Source organism: Micromonospora globosa, from assembly GCF_000717585.1.
GTDB classification, from domain to species: domain Bacteria; phylum Actinomycetota; class Actinomycetes; order Mycobacteriales; family Micromonosporaceae; genus Micromonospora; species Micromonospora aurantiaca.
Window position 1 is genome coordinate 531,215 of sequence record NZ_JNZR01000001.1, and the last position, 19,986, is coordinate 551,200.

Annotated in this window: 19 protein-coding genes; 6 read left to right on the forward strand and 13 right to left on the reverse strand. The window is 74.1% G+C overall.

What is annotated here, in order from left to right; translation table 11 throughout:
* Nucleotides 1–9: 9 nt before the first annotated feature.
* Complete coding sequence (locus tag IF06_RS31925) at nucleotides 10–1,776, reverse strand: hypothetical protein (RefSeq protein ID WP_232236591.1); 1,767 nt, start codon at nucleotides 1,774–1,776, stop codon at nucleotides 10–12.
* Nucleotides 1,773–3,107 carry an SWIM zinc finger family protein gene (locus IF06_RS0102065; protein WP_030268552.1) on the reverse strand — a complete coding sequence of 445 codons (1,335 nt, stop codon included), beginning with the start codon at nucleotides 3,105–3,107 and terminating at the stop codon, nucleotides 1,773–1,775. Before IF06_RS0102065 ends, IF06_RS31925 begins: the two co-directional genes overlap by 4 nt.
* Nucleotides 3,108–3,166: 59 nt before the next feature.
* Between IF06_RS0102065 and IF06_RS0102070 the strand changes: the two genes are divergently transcribed.
* Together IF06_RS0102070 and IF06_RS0102075 are read left to right on the forward strand one after the other, a co-directional pair.
* Nucleotides 3,167–3,709: a GNAT family N-acetyltransferase gene (locus IF06_RS0102070; protein WP_013286746.1), complete on the forward strand. Its 543-nt coding sequence runs from the start codon at nucleotides 3,167–3,169 to the stop codon at nucleotides 3,707–3,709.
* 37 nt (nucleotides 3,710–3,746) lie between these two features.
* Nucleotides 3,747–4,157, forward strand: coding sequence for a hypothetical protein (locus IF06_RS0102075; RefSeq protein WP_013286745.1), 411 nt, complete (start codon nucleotides 3,747–3,749; stop codon nucleotides 4,155–4,157).
* Nucleotides 4,158–4,203: 46 nt separating this feature from the next.
* Here IF06_RS0102075 and pgi read toward each other — a convergent pair whose 3' ends face one another.
* The gene (pgi, locus tag IF06_RS0102080; protein ID WP_030268555.1) at nucleotides 4,204–5,838 is read right to left on the reverse strand and encodes a glucose-6-phosphate isomerase; all 1,635 of its coding nucleotides are present in this window, start codon (nucleotides 5,836–5,838) and stop codon (nucleotides 4,204–4,206) included.
* A gap of 247 nt (nucleotides 5,839–6,085) precedes the next feature.
* Between pgi and IF06_RS0102085 the strand changes: the two genes are divergently transcribed.
* The 3 genes from IF06_RS0102085 (at nucleotide 6,086) to IF06_RS0102095 (ending at nucleotide 9,945) form a co-directional block, all read left to right on the forward strand.
* Nucleotides 6,086–8,026 carry an ABC transporter ATP-binding protein gene (locus IF06_RS0102085; RefSeq protein ID WP_030268557.1) on the forward strand — a complete coding sequence of 647 codons (1,941 nt, stop codon included), beginning with the start codon at nucleotides 6,086–6,088 and terminating at the stop codon, nucleotides 8,024–8,026.
* 77 nt (nucleotides 8,027–8,103) lie between these two features.
* On the forward strand, nucleotides 8,104–9,153 hold the full coding sequence (locus IF06_RS0102090) for an aldo/keto reductase (protein ID WP_030268559.1): 1,050 nt from the start codon (nucleotides 8,104–8,106) through the stop codon (nucleotides 9,151–9,153).
* A gap of 249 nt (nucleotides 9,154–9,402) precedes the next feature.
* Nucleotides 9,403–9,945 (forward strand): RNA 2'-phosphotransferase, encoded by a 543-nt coding sequence (locus IF06_RS0102095; protein WP_030268561.1) that lies wholly within the window; start codon nucleotides 9,403–9,405, stop codon nucleotides 9,943–9,945.
* Nucleotides 9,946–9,952: 7 nt separating this feature from the next.
* Here IF06_RS0102095 and IF06_RS0102100 read toward each other — a convergent pair whose 3' ends face one another.
* From IF06_RS0102100 to IF06_RS0102125, 6 genes are all read right to left on the reverse strand, one after another.
* Complete coding sequence (locus tag IF06_RS0102100; RefSeq protein ID WP_030268563.1) at nucleotides 9,953–11,236, reverse strand: sulfite oxidase; 1,284 nt, start codon at nucleotides 11,234–11,236, stop codon at nucleotides 9,953–9,955.
* 83 nt (nucleotides 11,237–11,319) lie between these two features.
* The gene (locus IF06_RS0102105; RefSeq protein ID WP_030268565.1) at nucleotides 11,320–11,958 is read right to left on the reverse strand and encodes a hypothetical protein; all 639 of its coding nucleotides are present in this window, start codon (nucleotides 11,956–11,958) and stop codon (nucleotides 11,320–11,322) included.
* A complete protein-coding gene (locus IF06_RS0102110; RefSeq protein WP_030268567.1) occupies nucleotides 11,955–13,361 on the reverse strand; it encodes a selenium-binding family protein in 1,407 nt (468 codons plus the stop codon). Before IF06_RS0102110 ends, IF06_RS0102105 begins: the two co-directional genes overlap by 4 nt.
* Before the next feature lie 16 nt (nucleotides 13,362–13,377).
* On the reverse strand, nucleotides 13,378–14,103 hold the full coding sequence (locus IF06_RS0102115) for an ABC transporter ATP-binding protein (protein ID WP_030268569.1): 726 nt from the start codon (nucleotides 14,101–14,103) through the stop codon (nucleotides 13,378–13,380).
* Nucleotides 14,076–14,912 carry an ABC transporter permease gene (locus tag IF06_RS0102120; RefSeq protein WP_030268572.1) on the reverse strand — a complete coding sequence of 279 codons (837 nt, stop codon included), beginning with the start codon at nucleotides 14,910–14,912 and terminating at the stop codon, nucleotides 14,076–14,078. The genes IF06_RS0102115 and IF06_RS0102120 overlap by 28 nt, the downstream gene beginning before the upstream one ends.
* Nucleotides 14,909–15,880: a sulfonate ABC transporter substrate-binding protein gene (locus IF06_RS0102125; protein WP_030268574.1), complete on the reverse strand. Its 972-nt coding sequence runs from the start codon at nucleotides 15,878–15,880 to the stop codon at nucleotides 14,909–14,911. Before IF06_RS0102125 ends, IF06_RS0102120 begins: the two co-directional genes overlap by 4 nt.
* Nucleotides 15,881–16,023: 143 nt before the next feature.
* On the opposite strand from IF06_RS0102125, the gene IF06_RS0102130 reads away from it, so the two are divergent.
* The gene (locus IF06_RS0102130; RefSeq protein WP_030268576.1) at nucleotides 16,024–17,190 is read left to right on the forward strand and encodes an LLM class flavin-dependent oxidoreductase; all 1,167 of its coding nucleotides are present in this window, start codon (nucleotides 16,024–16,026) and stop codon (nucleotides 17,188–17,190) included.
* 149 nt (nucleotides 17,191–17,339) lie between these two features.
* On the opposite strand, the gene IF06_RS0102135 is transcribed toward IF06_RS0102130, so the two are convergent.
* The 4 genes from IF06_RS0102135 to IF06_RS0102150 form a co-directional block, all read right to left on the reverse strand.
* Nucleotides 17,340–17,849, reverse strand: a complete 510-nt coding sequence (locus IF06_RS0102135; RefSeq protein ID WP_030268578.1) for an NUDIX domain-containing protein — start codon at nucleotides 17,847–17,849, stop codon at nucleotides 17,340–17,342.
* A 34-nt stretch (nucleotides 17,850–17,883) separates the two neighbouring features.
* On the reverse strand, nucleotides 17,884–18,480 hold the full coding sequence (locus IF06_RS0102140) for an NADAR family protein (RefSeq protein WP_030268580.1): 597 nt from the start codon (nucleotides 18,478–18,480) through the stop codon (nucleotides 17,884–17,886).
* 389 nt (nucleotides 18,481–18,869) lie between these two features.
* A complete protein-coding gene (locus tag IF06_RS0102145) occupies nucleotides 18,870–19,511 on the reverse strand; it encodes an SRPBCC family protein (RefSeq protein ID WP_030268582.1) in 642 nt (213 codons plus the stop codon).
* Entirely contained in the window at nucleotides 19,508–19,873 is a 366-nt protein-coding gene (locus IF06_RS0102150) for an ArsR/SmtB family transcription factor (protein WP_030268584.1), read from the reverse strand. The genes IF06_RS0102145 and IF06_RS0102150 overlap by 4 nt, the downstream gene beginning before the upstream one ends.
* Nucleotides 19,874–19,986: the final 113 nt, after the last annotated feature.

The window sequence follows — 19,986 nt, forward strand, 5'->3', positions numbered from 1 at the left end:
GCCGCGCAGCTAGCGGGCCAGCTCGTCACCGGCCGGCGTGCGCAGCGCCGCGGCGCGTTCGGCCAGCGGCCCGTCGACGCCGGCCGGCAGGCGCAGCAGAGCCTGCGCGAGATCCCAGCGCCACACCGGACGGTCACCCAGCGCCGCCAGCCGTTCGTAGAGCGCCACCGGCTCGATCGCCCCGGTGACCGAGGTCGGCGCGGACAGCAGGCCCAGATCGTCGCGTCCGTCCAGCCGCTGCCCGATTTCGGCCAGCCGGGTGCAGGCGAGCTGGACGGGCGCGGGCCGGCGGGTGGCCGGAACCGGCGGACCACCCCGGAACGGGAGCGGCGCGCGCGGGCGGGACTCGGCCAGCAGCGTGCTCCACTGGTCGCGCCGGGTCGCCGCCTCGGCCTCGCCGCAGACGGCCAGCAGGAGCCCGTGCATCTGGACCGAGATGTTGAACACCGACCAGGGATGGTCGTACGCGCCGACCCGCTCGCGGCGCACCACAGGCAGGAGCGCCGCCGCGAGCCGTTCGCGGTCGGCGGTGCCGAGCCGGACCAGCCCGTCCATGACGCGTTCCGCCGTCAGCGCGGGCCAGCGTCGGCCGAGCGACGCCGCGACCTCCTCCACCAGTTCGTCCACGTCCTGGATCGGCGGCGGCGCGGCCGCTGCCGGCAGCGGCCGCGGCAGGTCGTCGCGGGCCTCGGCCACTGAGGCGACGGCCACCGGCCGGTGACCGTGGCGCTGCGCCAGCGTCAGCGCGCGCTCACGCAGGCCGGCGTCCGGATGGCCGGCCGCCACGGCGAGCACCGCACCGATCTCCGGGGCCCGGTCCGGGTGCTGCCGGGCCAGCCGGTCGAGCCAGGACACCTGCGCCCGGACCAGCGCCTTCTCCGGCCGGGCCAGCACCGTCCGGGCGGCCTCCCACAGTGCCTCGGGCTCGGCGACGTCACCGGCCTGCCGCAGCGTCCGTTGAGCGGCGCGGGCCACCGGCCCGGGGCCGTCGGCGAGCAGCCGCAGGTAGGCGCTCGACCGCACGGCCACCTCGTCCGGGGTCGGCGCCAGCAGGTCGTGCAGGACCAGGAACGGGCGCAGCGCGCCCGGCCGGTCGCCACGCAACAGCCGGCCCAGGACGCCGTTGAGCAGGACCGCCCGGTCGAGCCGGCCCTCCGCGGCCAGCGCCACCAGTGCCCGGGGCACCGCCTCCGTGCCCGTACCGTCGCCGCGGGCCAGCTCGGTGCCCACCCCGTCCACCTCGAACAGGCGCGGCAACAGCGCGTCGAGGAACGGGTCCGCGCGCAGCCGGTCCACGGTCGGCGGTCGCGTCCCGCGCGGGTCCGGCCAGCCCTGCGCCGCGGCCCAGCCTCGCACGAAGTCGTCCCCGGTCGGCGGCGGAGCCTTCTCGGCCGTCAGGAGGCCGGCGACGAACCGCCAGCCCGCGACCATCCGGTCCCGGGGGAGCCGGTCGGCCAGCTTGTACGCCACGTCGGCCAGCCAGGTCACCCCGCGTTCCCGGGCGACGTCGACCACCGGCGCCGCGTCGACGCCGTTCAGCCAGACCGAGCGGCGGCCGAGCAGCGCGGCCACCTTCGTCGGGGTGCTCAGCGTCCCCACCGCTGCGACCGCCAGCGTCGCCGCCTCGCCCTGCCACCACCAGGCGTCCCGCCTGCGGCGCACGTCGGCGACCAGCTCGTCGCCGAGTGCCCGCCGGGCCGGCTCGTCCAACCCGGCCAGGGCCGACCGGACCTGCGACATCCTGCCGCGCACCACCGCCTCGGCGAAGCCGGTCACGACAGCGCCCCCACCGGCGCCGCGACCATCGACACGGCCAGCGCGTGCCGGCACGGCCCTCGCTGCCCGCGGTGCCGCGCCCACCAGCGGCAGGAACAGGAGTACGCGCCGTCCGGGTGCCGGCGTACCCGGTAGGTCTCGGCATCGGTGCGTACCGTCGCGTTCTCGCCGTCGCGCTCGACGGCGCCGCGCTCGACGAGCGCACGCGCGCCGAGCAGCCGCGGGTTGTCCCGCTCCGCGCGGCCCGCGTCGTAGGGCATCACCCGGTGGAAGTACGCCCCGTCCGCCACGTCGTACCCGACCCGCCCGGCGGTGCCCAGCTGGGCGAGCGCGGCACGCACCCGCTCGTCGGGCAGCGCGGCGGCGTCGGCCAGCGCGGCCACGTCGATCGCCGGATCCCAGTTGAGCAGCGCGCCCACCAGCTCCGCGTCGTCGACCACGTCGTCACCGGCGAGCGCCGCCAGGGCGGCGCCCTCACCGGAGAAACCCCGGTACGGCTCGGGGGACAGCGTCAGCGACAGCCGCAACGCCCCGGTGTCCAGCTCCCACGTGCTCGGCACGGCGGGGGAACCGGCGCGCACCGCCGGGCCGTACACCCGCAGGGTGCGCGCGTGCCGCAGCACGCCGCGCAGCGCCGCGAGCCGGCCCGCGCCGGCCAGGCAGACAGCGCCCGGCACCGGGCGGGAGGTCAGCCGCAGCGTACGCCCGGCGGGCACCGCCCACAGCACACTCCGGTCACCGGCGGCGGGCAGCCGGCGCAGGAACGCCGCCGCCTCCGCCGCCGCGATCTCGGCGCGCGGCTCGAAGCCGGCGGTGAGCACGTGCACCTCGGCGAAGCCCCGCAGCCAGCGGCCGGGCAGCGGCACCTTCCGCTCGACCACCGAGCCGTCCATGGTGGAGACGGTCAGGTCGTCCGGGTCGACCGCCACGTGCAGCGGCTCGATGCCGCCCACCCGGGCCAGCGCCTCCCGCAGCGGCGGGTTCACGTCCACGTTCGTGGTGCCGTGGCCGCTGATCTCCCCGTCCAGCCCGGCCGGCAGCACGTCCATCCGCGCGTACACCCCGCAGCAGCCGGAGAACGACTCGAACCGCAGGCGGCCGCGGCTGCCGGTCACCACCGGGTCCAGACTGGCCGGGTTGACCGGCTGGTGGTAGCGGGTGCGGGCCACCTCGGCGACGGCGAGCAGCCCGGCCGCCGCCGCGGCGGGAGCGGTGAGGAAACCGGCGAAGAAGCGCGGGTTGGCCGCCGGGCCGCCGCAGGTCTGCAGGTCGAGACCGGCGGCGCGCAGCGCGGACGGCTGAAGATATCGGTACGTCTGGACGGCGTTCACGGCGCAGACCGTAGAGGGACCGACCGACAAAAGCGCGACGGTCCTGCTAGCTTCCCCTGATGTTCGCCCACGCCCTCACCGACGACGCCGAGCTGCGTCCACTGTCGCCCTGGCACGCCGACGAGTTCCTGGCCAACCTCGACCGCTGCCGCGACCACATCTCGCCCTGGGTCGGCGCGTCCTTCGTCGCCACCGACGCCGAGTCGGCCCGCAAGGTCCTTCAGGCGTACGCGGACCGCTGGGCCCGCGACGACGGCGGCATCTGGGGCATCTGGCAGCGCGGCACGCTCGTCGGCGGCGTGCTGTTCGTGTCGCTGAGCACCGAACGCGGGGTGTGCGAGGCCGGCTGCTGGCTGGAACCCGGCGCCGAGGGGCAGGGCCTGGTCACCCGCGCCGCCCGCTTCGTCATCGACTGGGCGGTGCGGGAGCGCGGCATCCACCGCGTCGAGTGGGTCACGAAGGCCGGCAACGACCGCAGCATCGCCGTCGCGCGGCGGCTCGGCATGAGCCGCGACGGCGTCATGCGCGGCGCCGCACCGACGCCCGACGGCCGCGCCGACCTGGAGGTCTGGTCCGTGCTGGCGCCGGAGTGGACCGCCTGACCGGGAAATTGTCGTACCCGGACGTGAACATCTGTCCATGGCTGTCCCCGCACTGGCCGACCGGTCCCCCCAGCCGCGCGCCCTGCCGCTGCGCGAGGTCCGCACCCGGCTCACCCAGCTCGTCTCCCTGGCCGAGCTGACCGACACCGTCACAGTCGTCACCCGCGACGGCGATCCCCGGCCGGTCGCCGCGATCGTGCCCGCGTCCGCCGCCCGCACCGGCGCCCAGGCCCGCGCCGACGCCGAACGCGTCGCCGCGATCAGCGCCGGCTGGGCCCGCCGCCTGGAGGAGCTGCACCGGCAGTCCAGCCGGCGGCACGCCGCCGAGCTGCGGGCGCTGGCCGACGCGCTCGCCGAGGCGTGGGCCGAACTCGACCGCCGCGCGCCGGCCGGCGACGCGGCGCTGACCCGGCTGCGCGCCGCGCACGCCGACCTGCTGCGCCGCTGACCCGTGGCGTCCCGCCCGGTCTACGCGGGACGCCACGGGCGCGCGGTCAGCTCCGGCCGCGCTCGGCCCGGTAGCGGCGGATCAGCTCGGCGGTCGAGGTGTCCACGTCGGCCAGGTCCGGGTCCGGCCCGGTGAGCTTCGGCGCGAGCTGGTTGGCCATCACCTTGCCCAGCTCCACACCCCACTGGTCGAAGGCGTTGATGTCCCAGATCGCGGCCTCGGTGAACGTGATGTGCTCGTAGAGCGCGATCAGCTGACCCAGCGTCGCCGGGGTGAGCTTCGGCGCCAGGATCGAGGTGGTCGGGTGGTTGCCCGTCATCACCCGGTGCGCCACCACCTCGGGCGCGGTGCCCTCGGCCTCCACCTGCTCCCGGGTCCGCCCGAACGCCAGCGCGGCGGTCTGGGCGAAGAAGTTCGACATGAACAGGTCGTGCATGTCGCCCAGGTCGTGGTTGGGCCGGCTGAACGCGATGAAGTCCGCCGGGATCAGCCGGGTGCCCTGGTGGATGAGCTGGTAGAACGCGTGCTGCCCGTTGGTGCCCGGCTCGCCCCAGAAGATCTCCCCGGTCGGGTACGTCACCGGCGAGCCGTCGACGCGTACCGACTTGCCGTTGCTCTCCATGGTGAGCTGCTGGAGGTAGGCGGGGAACCGGTGCAGGTACTGCGAGTAGGGCAGCACCGCGTGGGTCTCCGCGCCGAGGAAGTCGGTGTACCAGACGTTGAGCAGGCCGAGCAACGCCGGCACGTTGCGCTCCACCGGGGCGGACCGGAAGTGCTCGTCGACCACGTGGTAGCCGGCCAGCATCTCGCGGAACCGGTCCGGCCCGATCGCCAGCATGACCGACAGGCCGACCGCGGACGGCAGCGAGTAGCGTCCGCCCACCCAGTCCCAGAAGCCGAACATGTTCTCCGGGTCGATGCCGAAGTCGCGGACCCGCTGCTCGTTGGTGCTGACCGCGACGAAGTGCCGGGCGATCGCGTCGTCGTCGGCGTCCAGCCCGGCCAGCAGCCAGCGCCGCGCCTGGTCGGCGTTGGCGAGCGTCTCCTGGGTGGAGAACGTCTTGGACACCACGACGAACAGCGTGCTCGCCGGATCCAGGTCGGCGGTCTTGTCGTGGATGTCGGTCGGGTCGATGTTCGACACGAACCGGCAGCTGATGCCCGCGTCGCGGTACGCCTTCAGCGCCTCGTACGCCATCACCGGCCCGAGGTCGGAGCCGCCGATGCCGATGTTCACGACGGTGGTGATCCGCTCGCCGGTGTGGCCCCGCCACGAGCCGGAGCGCACCCGCTGCGCGAACGCCGACATGCGGTCCAGCACGGCGTGCACGTCGGCGACCACGTCCTGGCCGTCCACGGTGAGCGACGCGTCCGCCGGCAGGCGCAGCGCGGTGTGCAGCACCGCCCGGTCCTCGGTGACGTTGATGTGCCGGCCGGCGAACATGGCCGCGATCCGGTCGGTCAGGCCGACCCGCTCGGCGAGCGCGCCGAGCAGCGCGATGGTCTCGTCGGTGACCAGGTTCTTGCTGTAGTCCACGTGCAGGTCGGCGACCTCACCGGTGAGCCGCTCACCCCGCTGCCCGTCGGCGGCGAACAGGTCGCGCAGGTGCGTGGCGCGCATCGCCTCGGCGTGCTTGCGCAGCGCCTGCCATTCGTCGGTGGTGGTGACGTCCACAGCCATCGGGTCGATCTTCTCCTTCACGACGGGCGGTCGGCCGGCGCGCGCCGGCGAACCTCACAAGCCTGCCACCCGGACCGGTCGCGCGCGACGCGACCCGGCGGCGACCACCGTGCGGGCGGGTCTTTCCGGTCACCGCCGCGGGACACGCCGTTGGGACGTCTGTACGACATACCGGTTACTGAATGACATATTTCGATAGCGGAAAGTAGTATCCAGCGTTGCTGCCCGAACGCGTCGAGGGGGTGCCATGGCCGGGGTGATCCACCCTCGTCCACCGTCCGACCCGGAGGAGCCGGCGGGGGAGACGACCCTGCCCGAGCTCGTCGATCCGCACTGGATGCACCGGGCCACCGAGCTGGCCCACACCGGATTCTGGTCGGTGGCACGCCGGCTGCCCGCGTTGATCCGCGAGGCGATCACCCTCGCCTGGGCGACCAGCCGCCGGGACACCGCCGCGTCGCTGGGTCTCAACGTCGCCGCCGGGGTGCTCACCACGCTGGGCCTGCTCGCCACCACCGGAGTGCTCCACCAGCTGTTCGCAGCCGGCCCGACACCGGACCGCATCCGGGCGGCGCTGCCCGCCCTGACGCTGGCGGCGGCCGCCGTCGCCGGGCGCGGCGCGCTGACCATCGCCGCCGGATGGGCGCAGGCCCGGCTCGTACCGCAGATCAACTTCACAGTGGAGCGGCGGCTGTTCGAGACGACCTCCGCGGTGGAGCTGGCCGCCTTCGACGACGCCGGTTTCGCCGAGGAGATGGACCGCGCCCGCGACCGGGGACTGGTCGAGGCGGGCTCCCTGGTCAACGACACGGTCAACCTGGTCACCGGTGTGGTCGGCGTGATCGCCACGGCTACCGCGGTGACGATCATCCACCCGCTTCTGCTGCCCTGCCTGGTCGTCGCCGCCGCGCCGGAGGCGGTGACGGCGGTGCGGATGGCCCGCCGCCAGCACGTCGACTGGCTCGCCCGGATCACCCGGCGGCGACGCAAGTGGATGCTGGGCGACCTGATGGCCAACCGGCACACCGCGGCCGAGATCCGCGCTTACCAGATGCGCGACTTCCTGCTCTCGGAGTACCACCTCATGACGCGCCTGGAGACCCGCGCCGAGTTGCGCCTGGCCCGGGCGCAGACGATCACCCGGGCGATCGGCCTGTCCGTCACGGGCGTCGCCACGTTCGGGCTCTACGCGGTTCTGGGGACGTTGCTCGTCGGGGGCGTGGTGGCGCTCGCGGCGGCGGCCACCGCGCTGCTGGCGCTCCAATCCGCGCGTACGAGCCTGCGCACGGCGATCTTCGCCACCAACTCGCTCTACGAGGACGCCCTCTACTACCAGGACTACCGCGACTTCCTCGACCGGGCGACCCGGCGGATCCCGGCCGGCGGGCACCTGCCGGTCGACGGGTTCACGCGCATCGACGTCGAACGGGTCAGCCTGCGCTACCCGGACACCGACAGCGCGGCGGTCGACGAGGTGAGCCTCACGGTCCGGCGCGGTGAGGTGATCGCGCTGGTGGGGGAGAACGGCTCCGGCAAGACCACCCTCGCGAAGCTGATCGCCGGCCTCTACCGGCCCACCGGCGGCACGATCCGCTGGGACGGCGTGGACGCCGCCGAACTGGACCCACGGCAGACCGCCGCCCAGGTCGCGGTGATGAGCCAGGACTGGTGGAGGTTCCCGTTCACCGCCCGGCAGAACATCCGCGTCGGCCGCCACGACCGTGCCGGCGGGCCCGGGCCCAGCGTGGAGACCGCCGCCCGCGACGCCGCCGCCCACGACATGATCAGCGAGCTGCCGTTCGGGTACGACACGCTGCTGGACCGGCAGTTCAAGGACGGCCAGGACCTGTCCGGCGGGCAGTGGCAGCGGCTGGTGGCCGCACGCGGCCTCTACCGTGACGCCCGGCTGCTGATCTGCGACGAGCCGTCCGCGGCGCTTGACGCGCGTGCCGAGCACGCCCTCTTCCAGCATCTGCGGCGGCACCCGGACCGGGCCGTCGTGCTGATCACCCACCGGCTCGCCAACGTCCGGCACGCCGACCGGATCTTCGTGATGGACCACGGCCGGCTCGTGCAGTCAGGCGACCACGACACGCTGATGGCCCAGGGCGGGCTCTACCGAGAGCTGTTCGAGTTGCAGGCGGCCGGCTACCTCGCCGGCAGCGCGGAACCCGCGGCCGAGAGTTGACCTCCAGCGCACTCGAACTCCTACCGTGACCGGACCGCGCGCCACCCGGCCGGCGCGGTGCAACCCAGGGAGTTCACATGCGCTATCGCGTCCTCGGCGGCACCGGCATCGAGGTCAGCGTCCACTGCCTCGGCACCATGATGTTCGGCGCGGTCGGCAACCCCGACCACGACGACTGTGCCCGGATCGTCCACAAGGCACTCGATCAGGGGATCAACTTCGTGGACACCGCCGACATGTACTCGGCCGGCGAGTCGGAGGAGATCGTCGGCAAGGCCCTGCGCGGCCGCCGCGACGACGTGGTGCTCGCCACGAAGGTCCACTTCCCGATGGGGGAGGGGCCCAACCGGGGCGGCAACTCGCGACGATGGATCGTCCGGGCGGTCGAGGACAGCCTGCGCCGGCTCGGCACCGACTGGATCGACCTCTACCAGGTGCACCGTCCCGACCACACCACCGACGTCGAGGAGACGCTCGGCGCGTTGACCGACCTGGTCCGGGCCGGGAAGATCCGCGCGTTCGGCTGCTCGGCCTTCCCCGCCGAGGAGATCGTGGAGGCGCACCACGTCGCCGAACGGCGGGCGCTCGGCCGCTTCCGCACCGAGCAGCCGCCGTACTCGATCCTGGCGCGCGGCATCGAGACGTCGGTGTTGCCGGTCTGCCGCCGCTACCGGATGGGTGTGCTGGTGTGGAGCCCGCTGGCCTCCGGGTTCCTGTCCGGCCGGTACCGGCAGGGCCGGCCCGTCGACCTCGGCGCGGGCCGCCCGGCGCTCACCCCGGCCCGGTTCGACCCGGCGCTGCCGGGCAACACCGCCAAGTACGCCGCCGTGGAGGAACTGGTCGCGCTCGCCGACGAGGTGGGCTGCACGCTGCCGCAACTCGCCGTGGCGTTCGCCGCCGCGCACCCGGCGGTCACCTCGACCATCATCGGACCGCGCACCATGGACCAGTTGGACGCGCTGCTCGCCGGGGCGGAGCTGACGCTCGACGACGCGGTGCTGGACCGGATCGACGAGATCGTCCCGCCCGGTACGAACCTCTACCAGCCCGACGGCGCCTGGTCCCCGCCCACGCTGACCGACCCGTCCCACCGCCGCCGCCCCCTCCCGGAGCGGGCCGCCGCCTGACCCTCGCCCCTCCCGCCCTCCCGCCTCCGTCCCGACCCTCGGCTCCCCGGCTCGTCGATCATGGGCTTCCTGCCCCGGCAAAGAGTGCGAACCGGGCATCCGAGGGGCCGAAACCGCAAGATCGACGGGGCGAGGCCAGGCGACGCGGGAGCGGCGGGGGGAGGCGAGGCCGGGAGGGCGAGGGCTGAGGGGGAGAGCGGGCAGGGGAACTGCGTCGACAAGGGGCGAGGGCGGAATCAGACTGGGCGGGTGGAACATCGCGATCTTGTTCGGGTGAGCAAGCGGCTGTCGCTGGCATTGCGGCACCGGCCTGACACGTTCGGGCTGCTACTCGACCGGGCGGGCTGGGTGCCTGTGGCCGACGTGCTCGCCGGGCTGAGGATCAGCCGCGCCCAGCTGGACGCCGTGGTCGCGGGCAACGACAAGCAGCGCTTCGCCGTGGAGGCCGGTCCGGACGGGGCCGACCGGATCCGCGCCAACCAGGGGCACTCGATTCCGGTCGACCTCGGCCTCACCCCGGCCGCGCCGCCGCCCCGGCTGTTCCACGGCACCGGTGAGGCCGTGCTGGACGCGATCCGGGCGCAGGGGCTGCGCCGGGGCGGGCGGCACCACGTACACCTGTCGCCTGACGTGGCGACGGCCCGGCGCGTCGGTGCGCGCCGGGGCGGCGCGGTGGTGGTGCTGACCGTGGACGCGGCGGCGATGGCCGAGGCCGGGTACCTGTTCTACCGCTCGGCCAACGGGGTGTGGCTCACCGACACCGTGCCGCCGCCCTACCTCAGCACCACCTGAGCTGCGGTCAGCAGGCGGTCACCGGGTGAGCCACGACGGCGTCGAACAGGTACGCGAGGTCGTTCGGCGCGGCCCGGTCGGGCTGGACGGCGCCCGTGCAGTCGGTGGCGCGGGCGCGCAGGACGTGCCGGCCCGCTGCCGGGGGGCACCACCTGACGGTCCAGCGCTGCCAGGCTCCGCCCCGGTCGGCGGCGACCAGGTCGGCGGAGCGCCATCCGTCGCCGGTGTCCACCTCGACGTGCGCGATCGGGCCGTTGCCGGACCAGGAACGGCCGGTCAGCAGCATCTCCTCGCCGGCCGGCACCCGGGCGTCCCAGGGCAGCTCGAACGCGCTGCGCACCGGCTGGGCGGTGAGCACTGTGCCGTCGGCCGGGTGGCCGGGGCCGAACATCCGGTAGAACTGCGTGTTCCACGGCGAGAACAGGGGAGTGGTGGCGACCTCGATCGCGCCCACCCACTTGATCGAGGAGATGCCGACCCAACCGGGCACCACGACCCGCACCGGGAAGCCGTGGTCGGGGGGCAGCGGCTCGCCGTTCATCTCGTACGCCAGCAGCACGTCGTCGAGCGCCTTCGCGACCGGCATCGGGCGGCGTACCCGGCCGAGGTTGACCCCGCCGGAGACGTAGTCCGGGTCGAGGCCCTCGGGCATCACGTCGACCGCCTCGTCGCGCAGCCCGGCCAGGCGCAGCACCGTGCCGAGCCGCACGCCCCGCCACCGCGCCACGCCGACGCTGCCCAGCCCCCACGCCACGCCCGGGGTCGGCTCGTCCTGCTGCTCGGCGAAGTAGCGCCGCCCGTTGCCGGCGCACTCCAGCAGCGCCGCGTGCTCCTCGGCGGGCAGCCGGCGCAGCTCGTCGAGGTCGAACTCGACCGGGTTGTCCCGGGTGGGCGCGCCGCGCAGGCCGTCGCCGAACAGGCGCAGCCGCCAGGTGGCCGCGTCCAGGTGCGGGGTGACCGTGTGGTTGCGGACGAAGAAGCGGTCGATCGGGACCACGTACCCCTGGCCGGCCATCGACGGCCAGCGCATCTCGGCGTTGGTGTCCAGCGGGCGCAGCAGGTCCGCCGGCAGCGGCTTGACGATCGGCGCGCCGGGGTCGACGCCGACCGGCGCGGACGCCACCGCGACCGGCTCGCGCTCCGCGGCGGCGGCGGTCACCGCCGCCATCGCCGCGCCCACCTCCAGCAGCCGGTCGCGGTCGACGCCCGGCCCGTGCGCCTGCCCGGCGAGCCACTGCCGGCTCCGATCGGCGTCGTGGACGGCTTCGGCGGGGGACGGGGACTGACTCACGGCTGACCTCCGGGGTAGGCGACGCTGCCTTTCCTATTCAATCAGTAGGACTTTTCATCGATCCGTCGCAGGTGGCGGCGACCTCACGCGGCGCCGATCAGCGTCACCACGCCGGCCGCCACGAGCACACCGGCCCACAGTCGGTCGACGTTGAACCAGGCCCGGCGGAGCACACCGACGCCGAGCACCTCGTACACCAGCAGGGCCACGACCAGCGCGACGGCGAGCATGGCGACTGTGTGCACGGCGGCGGCGAGCAGGCCGGTCAGCGCGCCGGCCGGCGCGGCGGCGAGGTGCCCGGCGTGCGGGCCGGCGCCGGCCGCCGGTTCGGCGAGCAGCACCGGCAGCAGCATCAGGCCCGCGCCGTGCGCCGCGGACATCAGGAACGACCAGGCGGTGAGCTGCGCCGCCGACAGCCGCATCCCGGCCCACCGGAAGTGCCGCTCGGACAGCAGCCGCCACAGCCCGAACCCGACCAGCAGCACCCCGCCGGTCACCGCGACCAGGGTGCTCGCCGTCACCGACCGGGTGGCGCTGACCAGCGCGGCGACCACCGCCACCGACGCCAGGTGACCGGCCGCGATCGGCGGCAGCGCCGCCAGCAGCGCGGCCCGGCGGCGCTCCTGCAGGCCCCGGGCCACCGCGAACAGCCACCCCATCGCCGGGTTCAGGCCGTGGAACGCGCCGAGGCCGGCCAGCACCGCCCAGGTCGCGCCGGTCACGGGAAGCAGTACGAGTCGGACGAGGCGTCGCCGCCCTGCAACCGGGTCTGGTGTACGCGCAGGCCGCGGAACTCCTCGCCGCGCGGGAAGAACCTCGGGTCCGGCACGAGGCCGCCGTGCTCCGGGTCGACGTCGAGCTTCGCCACCCAGGCGCCCACCCCGTCGGGGTAGAACTGGTCGTCCCAGGCGCCGTAGAGCGAGTTGCTGACGTAGACGCGGCGGCCGTCGCGGCTGATCTCGACCATCTGCGGCCCGCCGGCCAGCGGCTCGTCCGGGAACGCCGGGTGCGGGGTGCGGTTGACGATGCCGCCGAGGCGTACCGAGCCGACGCGTACCGGGTGGAACGGGTCGCTGACGTCGTAGCGGATCAGTTCGCCGGTGCCCCAGCAGGAGACGTGCAGGAACCTGTCGTCAACGGACAGGTCGATGTCGGTGACCAGCGGCGGCACCGCCCCGAACGGCTTGAGCAGCTCCGGCAGGTCGGCCGGGTCGGCCGGCTCGGCGGGGATGTCGATCACCTTGGTGACCGCCCAGGCGTCGCCGTCGCGGTGCCACAGCCAGATCGACGCGGACAGGTCCTCGACGCTGATCACCACGCCGACGAAGCCGTACGACTTCGTCGGGTCGTGCGCGGGACGCAGCTCCAGCGGCATCTGGTACTGGTCGCCGAGGTCGACGCGCTGCACGTGCCGGCGCCTCGCCAGGTCCCAGAAGTGGATCGCGTGCCCGTACCGGCGGCCCAGCAGCAGCTCACCGACGATGCCGTCCTCGATCATCGACGGCGTGCCCCACTCGCTGGTGACCAGCACGTCCTGCGTGTAGTGCCACCAGAAGTCGTACGCCAGGAACTGCGGCCCCCGGTCGGCCTCCCACGCGCCGCGTACCTCGAACGTGGTGTGGTCGAGCACGGCGATGCCGCCCGGCCCCTCCTGCCCGTCGGCGCCGCCGAGCGCGGAGACGTAGATGCCGTCCGGCCCGCAGTGCACCGTGTGCGGGCGGGAGTACCCGGCACGCCTGCCGAGTTCCTCCGCGCCGATCACCTTGACCAGCTCGGGGCGGCGCGGGTCGGGCTTGGTGTCGAGCACGTGGATCCGGGACGAGCGCAGGCCCGGCACGATCAGGTAGCGGCGCTCCACGTGCGGGTGCGGCGCGGTCGGGCAGAGTGCGCTGCTGCACGCGTTCCAGCCGAAGTGGTGCAGCTCGTCGCCGGTGTCCGGCAGCTCGGTCCAGCCCACCACCCGGCCGTACGAGCCGGAGTCCGGGTCGGTGTCGAGCACCGCGATGGCGTCGGGGCGCTGTCCGGTGCGGTCGAACGCGGCGACGTACGCGAGTTTCTCGGCCGGCGCGGTGGCGGCGAGCGCGGGGGAGGGGTAGAAGGTCGGGTCGGGTGTCCAGCGGGTCATGGGTTCTCCCTCGCGGTCAGCCGGCGGGTACGCCGAGGCGGTCGAGCAGGTGGCGGCGCAGCGCGCCGAGGGCCGGGTCGTCGGGGCTCGGGGACGGGCCGAGGCGTACCGGCACCTCTTCGGCGATCACGCCGTCGTCGAGCAGCAGGACGCGGTCGGCCAGCAGCAGCGCCTCCTCCACGTCGTGGGTGATCAGCAGCGCGGCGAAGCCGTGCTGGGCGCGCAGCCGCCGCAGCAGCCCCTGCATGCGCAGCCGGGTCAGCGCGTCCAGCGCGCCGAACGGCTCGTCCAGCAGCAGCAGGTCCGGTTCGCGGACCAGCGCGCGGGCCACCGCGACCCGCTGAGCCTGCCCGCCGGACAGTTCGGCCGGCCAGGCCCGGCCCCGGTCGGCGAGACCCACCTCGGCCAGCGCGCGGCCGACCCGGTCGCCCACGTCCGGTCCGGTCAGCCCGAGCGCCACGTTGTCTGCCACCCGCTTCCACGGCAGCAGCCGGTGCTCCTGGAACACCACGGCGGCGGTGCCGTGCAGCACGTGCTCGCCGCCCGCGTCGCCGTCGAGCCCGGCGAGTACGCGCAGCAGCGTGCTCTTGCCGGATCCGCTGCCGCCGAGCAGCGCCACCGTCTCGCCGTCGCCGATGGTCAGGTCGACCCCGGCCAGCACCACCGCCGGGCCGAAGGACCGGGTCACCGCGCGTGCGGTGAGCACCGGCCCGGTCAGGTCGCGCGCAGTCCGCGTCGCCACGCCAGCGTCCTCCTCTCCGCGTACCGGATGAGCAGGTCGGAGGCCAGCCCCAGCAGTGCGTAGATGAGCAGGCCGAGCACCACCACGTCGGTCTGGCTGAACTCGCGCGCCTCCATCATCAGGAAGCCGACGCCGGTCTGCGCGTTGACCTGCTCGCCGACGACCAGGCTGAGCCAGGCCGCGCCGATGGCCAGCCGCAGCCCGAGGAACAGCGCCGGCAGCGCGCCGGGCAGCACCACGTGCCGCAGCCGGGCCGCCGCGCCGAGTCCGCAGGTGCGCGCCGCCTCCACCAGCCGCTCGTCGATGTCGCGGATGCCGGCGTACGTGTTGAAGTAGATCGGGAAGAACGCGCCGAGCGCCACGAGCGTGACTTTCAACGACTCGCCGATGCCCACCCAGATGATCAGCAGCGGGACCAGGCCCAGGTGCGGCAGCATCCGGGCCATCTGCACCGGCGGGTCGACCAGATCGTCGCCGAGGCGCAGCAGCCCGGCCGCCGCGCCGAGCACGAGCGCCAGGCCGCCGCCGATGAGCAGGCCGAGCGCGGCGCGGGTGAGCGAGTCGAGCAGGTGCACGCCGAGCGTCCCGTCGCTCGCCAGCCGCCACCCGGTCGCCAGCACCGCGCTGGGCGCGGGCAGCTTCTCCGGCGCGAGCAGCCCGGTCCGCGCGGCGGCCTCCCAGGCGAGGACCAGCACGACCGGGCTCACCGTGCGCCGCCACCGCCGCGGGGCGCGGGCCCGCGACCGCCGCGACGTCACCCGATCGGGTACGACCGCAGGACTCGCCTCGGCCAGCGCCGGACCGCTCACTGGAACGCCTCGTTGAACCGGCCGTCCACCCGCCCGGCGATGTCGACCGGTCCGGGCACCAGCTTCAGCTCCACGAAGCTGTCCGCGATGGCCTGCAACTCGGCGCCGATCTCCGGCGTGACCGGGGCGAGCGGCTTGGCGCTGCGGGCCAGCGCCCGGGTGGTCACGTCGAGCGGGATCTTCAGCTCCGGGGCGAGGACGGCGGCCCGCTCGGCCGGGTGGGCGATGCCCCAGTCGGTGGTCTGCCGGTACGTGTCCAGGAACGCCCGTACGTCGTCGGTGCGGTTCTTCACCGCATCCGGCGCGGCCAGCACGTACTCGCGGTTGCCGGCCAGGCCGGTCGCGTCGGCGAGCACCCGTACGCCGGGCTGCTCGGCCAGCGCGAAGTAGGGATCCCAGATGATCCACGCGTCGACCTGCCCGTTGTCGAACGCGGGCCGTCCCTCGGCGGGCTTGAGGTACTTCACCTTGATGTCGGCGAGCGTCATCCGGTTCGCCTCCAGCAGCTTCACCAGCAGCCAGTGCACGTTGGAGCCCTTGTTCAGCGCTACCGTCTTCCCGCGCAGGTCGGCGAATCCACGATACGGGCTGTCCGCCTTGACCAGAACCGCCTCGCCCTGCGGGATCGGCTGGGAGGTGCCGACCACGGAGAACGGGATCTTCCCGGCGGCGGCGAACACCGGCGGCGCCTCGCCCACCTGGCCGATGTCGATCGAACCGGCCTTGAGCGCCTCGGTCAGGGCCGGGCCGCTCTCGAACAGCGACCAGGTGACGTTCTTCGCGTCGCCGCGCGCCTTGACCAGGCTGAGCCCGCCGAAGCGCTGGTAGCCGATCCGCAGCGGGCCGTCGCCGCCGCCACTGGCGTCGGCCGCCTCGCCGCCGCAGGCCGTCAGCGCCGTCGCGGCGAGCAGCGCGAGGGTGGTGAGCAGCGCGGCCACCGGCCGGCGGCGCGATATGGGGGTACGCATGGCGACTCCTCGGGGAGGGATGGGCCCGGCCGTCGGCGGGCGACAGCAACCTACCAACCCGATAGGTTTTATGGGTAGTGTGTCGGCGTGGTCGTCCCACCACTCAGGAGGCGACCCGCCCGATCCCGCACCGGAGGTACACCATGTCGCTCACCTTCCACTGGTTCCTGCCGACCTACGGCGACAGCCGGGACATCGTGGGCGGCGGTCACGGCGTACCGGTCGGCACGGCCGGTGGCGCGCGACCGGCCAGCGTCGCGTACCTGGGGCAGATCGCCCGCACCGCCGAGCAGCTCGGCTTCGCCGGGGCGCTCACCCCGACCGGCGCCTGGTGCGAGGACGCCTGGCTGACCACCGCCATGCTCACCGAGGTGACCGAGCGGCTGAAGTTCCTCGTCGCGTTCCGGCCCGGCCTGCTCTCACCCACCCTCGCCGCGCAGATGGCGTCCACGTTCCAGCGCCTGTCCGGCGGGCGGCTGCTGCTCAACGTGGTCACCGGCGGCGAGTCCGCCGAGCAGCGCGCGTACGGCGACTTCCTGGACAAGGACGCCCGCTACGCGCGTACCGACGAGTTCCTGCACGTGGTGCGGGCGCTGTGGCGCGGCGAGACGGTCGACCACGACGGCGCCCATGTGCGGGTCGAGGGAGCCCGGCTCGGCCGGGTGCCCAACCCGGTGCCGCCGGTCTACTTCGGCGGTTCGTCCGGCGCGGCCGGGCCGGTGGCGGTACGGCACAGCGACGTGTACCTGACCTGGGGCGAGCCGCCCGCGCAGGTGGCCGGCAAGCTGGACTGGATCCGCGGGCTCGCCGCCGAGGCCGGCCGCGAGCTGCGGTACGGCATCCGGCTGCACGTGATCAGCCGGGACACCGCCGAGGAGGCGTGGGCCCAGGCGCGCAAGCTGCTCGACGGCATCCCCGAGGCCGACGTGCGCGCCGTGCAGGAAGGGCTGCGGCGCAGCGAGTCCGAGGGGCAGCGGCGGATGCTCGACCTGCACGGCGGCTCCCGCGACGGGCTGGAGGTCTCGCCGAACCTGTGGGCCGGATTCGGCCTGGTACGCGGCGGCGCGGGCACCGCGCTGGTCGGCAGCCACACCGAGGTCGCCGACCGGATCGCCGAGTACCACGCGCTCGGTCTGGACGAGTTCATCCTCTCCGGCCACCCGCACCTGGAGGAGGCGTACTGGTTCGGCGAGGGCGTGCTGCCGATCCTGCGGCGGCGCGGGCTGTGGCGGCACCCGGCCGGCGAGCCGGAGACCGAGGCGCCGGCCGCCGTGCCGTTCTCACCCCAGCCGGTCCCGGCCCGCGTCTGACCCCGCCGCGCCCGTTTCCGGGCTGGAGCGTGCCGGGCCGTCCGGCGCTGCCGGATTCGTCGCGGTCAGGGCCGGGCGCTGCCCGGGGTCGCCTCGGTCAGATCGGGCGGCCCCCGGGTTCCGGTCAGATCGGGCGGCCCCGGTTCCGGTCAGATCGGGCGTTGCTCGGCGAGGAAGTCGGCCAGCACCCGGGTGTGCGTGGAGAAGGCCAGCTCGACCGGATCGGTGAGCACCAGCCACTCGGTGGCATCCTCGGTCGGCGCCGACGGCGGCAGGTCACCGAGCGGCCGCTCGGGCAGCACGCCGAAGACCATCATGGTGCCGCCCGCCGGAGCGCCGTGCACCGCGAACAGTCGCGCCTCGCCGGCCTCGGCCCGCAGCCCGGTCTCCTCGCGCAGCTCACGCACGAGCGCCTCGGACCACTCCTCGCCGTACTCGATGAAGCCGCCCGGCAGCGCGAGCTGCCCCCGGGCCGGTTCGATGTCGCGGCGTACCACCACCACGCCGAGCCCCTCCGGCGTGCGGACCGGCAGCACCGCCACCGCCACCGGCAGCGGATTGCGCCACACCGTCTCGCCGCAGGAGGAACAGACACGCGGCCACCCGGAGTCCGCCGGGTAGGCCGCGCCGCAGAACGAGCAGTGCGAGTACGCGGTCACGCCGCAGCACGTTACCCGGACCCCCGGCCCGGGGTCAGGCGTCACCCCCTCGGCCGGCGAGCGTGGCGCGCGCCTCCATCAGGGCGAACCCGAGCAGGTTGTCGCCCCGCCAGGTAGCCGGGTCGGCAGCCCGTGGATCGTCGGCGGTCAGGCCGATGCCCCAGATCCGGTCGGTCGGGCTGGCCTCGACGAGCACCCGGTCGCCGGTGCCGAGCAGGAACCGCCGCAACGGCTCGTGCCGGCCGAACTTGGCGACGCTGCCGGCCACCACGATCTCGTAGCGGCGGGCCGTCCAGATCGCCTCGTCGAAGTCGCGGACCTGCCGGCCGAGCGCCTTGGCCCGGTGCGGATGCCCGGCGGCCAGCACCCGCTCGGCGATCGCGTGGTCCCCGAAGAGCGTGGCCTTGTGCCACATCATCCAGTGCTCGGCGGTGGCGAACTCCCGGCCGTCGACTGTGAACGCCGCCGGCCACCACTGGCTCAGGCAGCTCGCGCCGACGCTGCCGTCAGGCCGTGGCCGGTGCCCCCAGAAGCGCAGGTACTTGACCGTCTGACCCGCGTCGAGCGCAGTGGTCAGGTCGGTGACGGAGCGGATCGGCATGCCCCGCAGTCTGCCCCACCCCACCGACATCCCACCGCCGCATTTCACCCCGGGGACGGCACACCGACGTCACCGTCCACCACGGACATCTTCGTCCGGCCCCGCCCTCCCCGCCCGCTGCCTCGGCTCGTCCGCTCACGTCGACATTCCGACCACGCGCGCCTCGCGACGTCGAGCCGCATTCGCCTGCCCGAGCGGCCCGCGCATCTTGACTGCAGAGAAGGCCGTCCCGCATCACGAGATCCCGAGAGATCTTGGAGCGATCGGGCCCCCATGAGGGCCATTCCCTACCAAGATCTCCAAGACCTGAGCCGCCCTCATCGTCGATCTTGCGCTTTGGTGCCCTTCATAACGTGCGTATCGGACATTCTGCGGGCGCAAAGTGCAAGATCGACGGGGAACGGGGTGGGGTGGGGTGGTCAGGGAGTGGGGGCGCCTGTGTAGAACGCGGTTACTCGGGTGCCTGCGGTTTGTGCCTGCTCGGTGGGAGTGCCGGCCTCGATGCTTGCCGTCGTCCAGCTTCTGCTGGACTCGGTGACGAAGCGCAGGCCCTCGGGTGAGGCCATCCAGTCGGCTGCGGCGGCCGGGTCGACGCCCGTGCCGTCGATGGCGAAGTGGGAGGCCAGACCGACCAGTGCCAGGTCCCAGCCGATGCCGACCGCGCCCGGACCGTACTCGGCCCACCGCTGGTCGTCGACGTGCGCGACGTGTTCCAGCTCGAAGCGGGTACGCCCCGGTCCCGCCTCGCGCAGCCGTACCTCGATCCAGCTCACCTCGCCGCCGAACTCCCAGGTGGCGGCGAAGCCGTGCGGCGGGTCGCAGCGTTCGACGGTGCCGCCCGCGTTGCCCTCCAGCTGGTACCGGCCGCCGAGGCTCAGGTCGCCGGAGACCGGCAGGAACCAGCGGGGTATCCGTTCCGGGTTCGTGCACGCGTCGAAGACGTCGGCCACCAGCGCGTCGTACGTCTGGGCGATGGTGAGCACCCGCGCGTGCCCGGCGGGGAGCGTACGGTCGCCGATGCGGCGCTCGACGGCGCTGATCTGTCCGGTCACGTCGATCATGGTTCGGTCCTCTCGTCGTCGGTGGTGTCCTCGCGCAGCCGTCGTTCGCGGCGGCCCCGGGCCAGCTCGGTGGCGAGCGCCGCCAGCGGCGGCGTCCAGAAGCGGCGGAACCCGTCCAGCCACGCGTCTATCTCGCGCAGCGGGCCGGGATCCACGGCGTAGAGGCGGCGGGTGCCCTCGGCGCGCACAGTGGTGAAGCCGTGCTCTCGCAGCACCTTGAGGTGCTGGGAGACGGCGGGCTGGCTGATGCCGAACTCGCGCCGCACGGTCTCGCCGAGCGTGCCGGCGGGTTGCTCGCCGTCCGCGAGCAGTTCCAGGATCCGGCGGCGGACCGGGTCGCCGAGAACGTCGAAGGCGTGCACGAACCCTTTGTATCAGACCCAGCTTATATAAGCGAGCGCTGACGCAGTGAGCGCTGACGCAGTGGGCGCGCGCAACGCGGGGCGCCCGTCGCACCCGGGCGCCCCGCGTACCC

Coding starts and splice junctions, on each gene's coding strand:
- IF06_RS0102125 (WP_030268574.1), bottom strand. CDS start 15,880: ATGCGTACCCCCATATCGCGCCGCCGGCCGGTGGCCGCGCTGCTCACC.
- IF06_RS0102085 (WP_030268557.1), top strand. CDS start 6,086: ATGGCCGGGGTGATCCACCCTCGTCCACCGTCCGACCCGGAGGAGCCG.
- IF06_RS0102110 (WP_030268567.1), bottom strand. CDS start 13,361: ATGACCCGCTGGACACCCGACCCGACCTTCTACCCCTCCCCCGCGCTC.
- IF06_RS0102145 (WP_030268582.1), bottom strand. CDS start 19,511: ATGATCGACGTGACCGGACAGATCAGCGCCGTCGAGCGCCGCATCGGC.
- pgi (WP_030268555.1), bottom strand. CDS start 5,838: ATGGCTGTGGACGTCACCACCACCGACGAATGGCAGGCGCTGCGCAAG.
- IF06_RS0102130 (WP_030268576.1), top strand. CDS start 16,024: ATGTCGCTCACCTTCCACTGGTTCCTGCCGACCTACGGCGACAGCCGG.
- IF06_RS0102140 (WP_030268580.1), bottom strand. CDS start 18,480: ATGTCGGTGGGGTGGGGCAGACTGCGGGGCATGCCGATCCGCTCCGTC.
- IF06_RS0102090 (WP_030268559.1), top strand. CDS start 8,104: ATGCGCTATCGCGTCCTCGGCGGCACCGGCATCGAGGTCAGCGTCCAC.
- IF06_RS0102075 (WP_013286745.1), top strand. CDS start 3,747: ATGGCTGTCCCCGCACTGGCCGACCGGTCCCCCCAGCCGCGCGCCCTG.
- IF06_RS0102070 (WP_013286746.1), top strand. CDS start 3,167: ATGTTCGCCCACGCCCTCACCGACGACGCCGAGCTGCGTCCACTGTCG.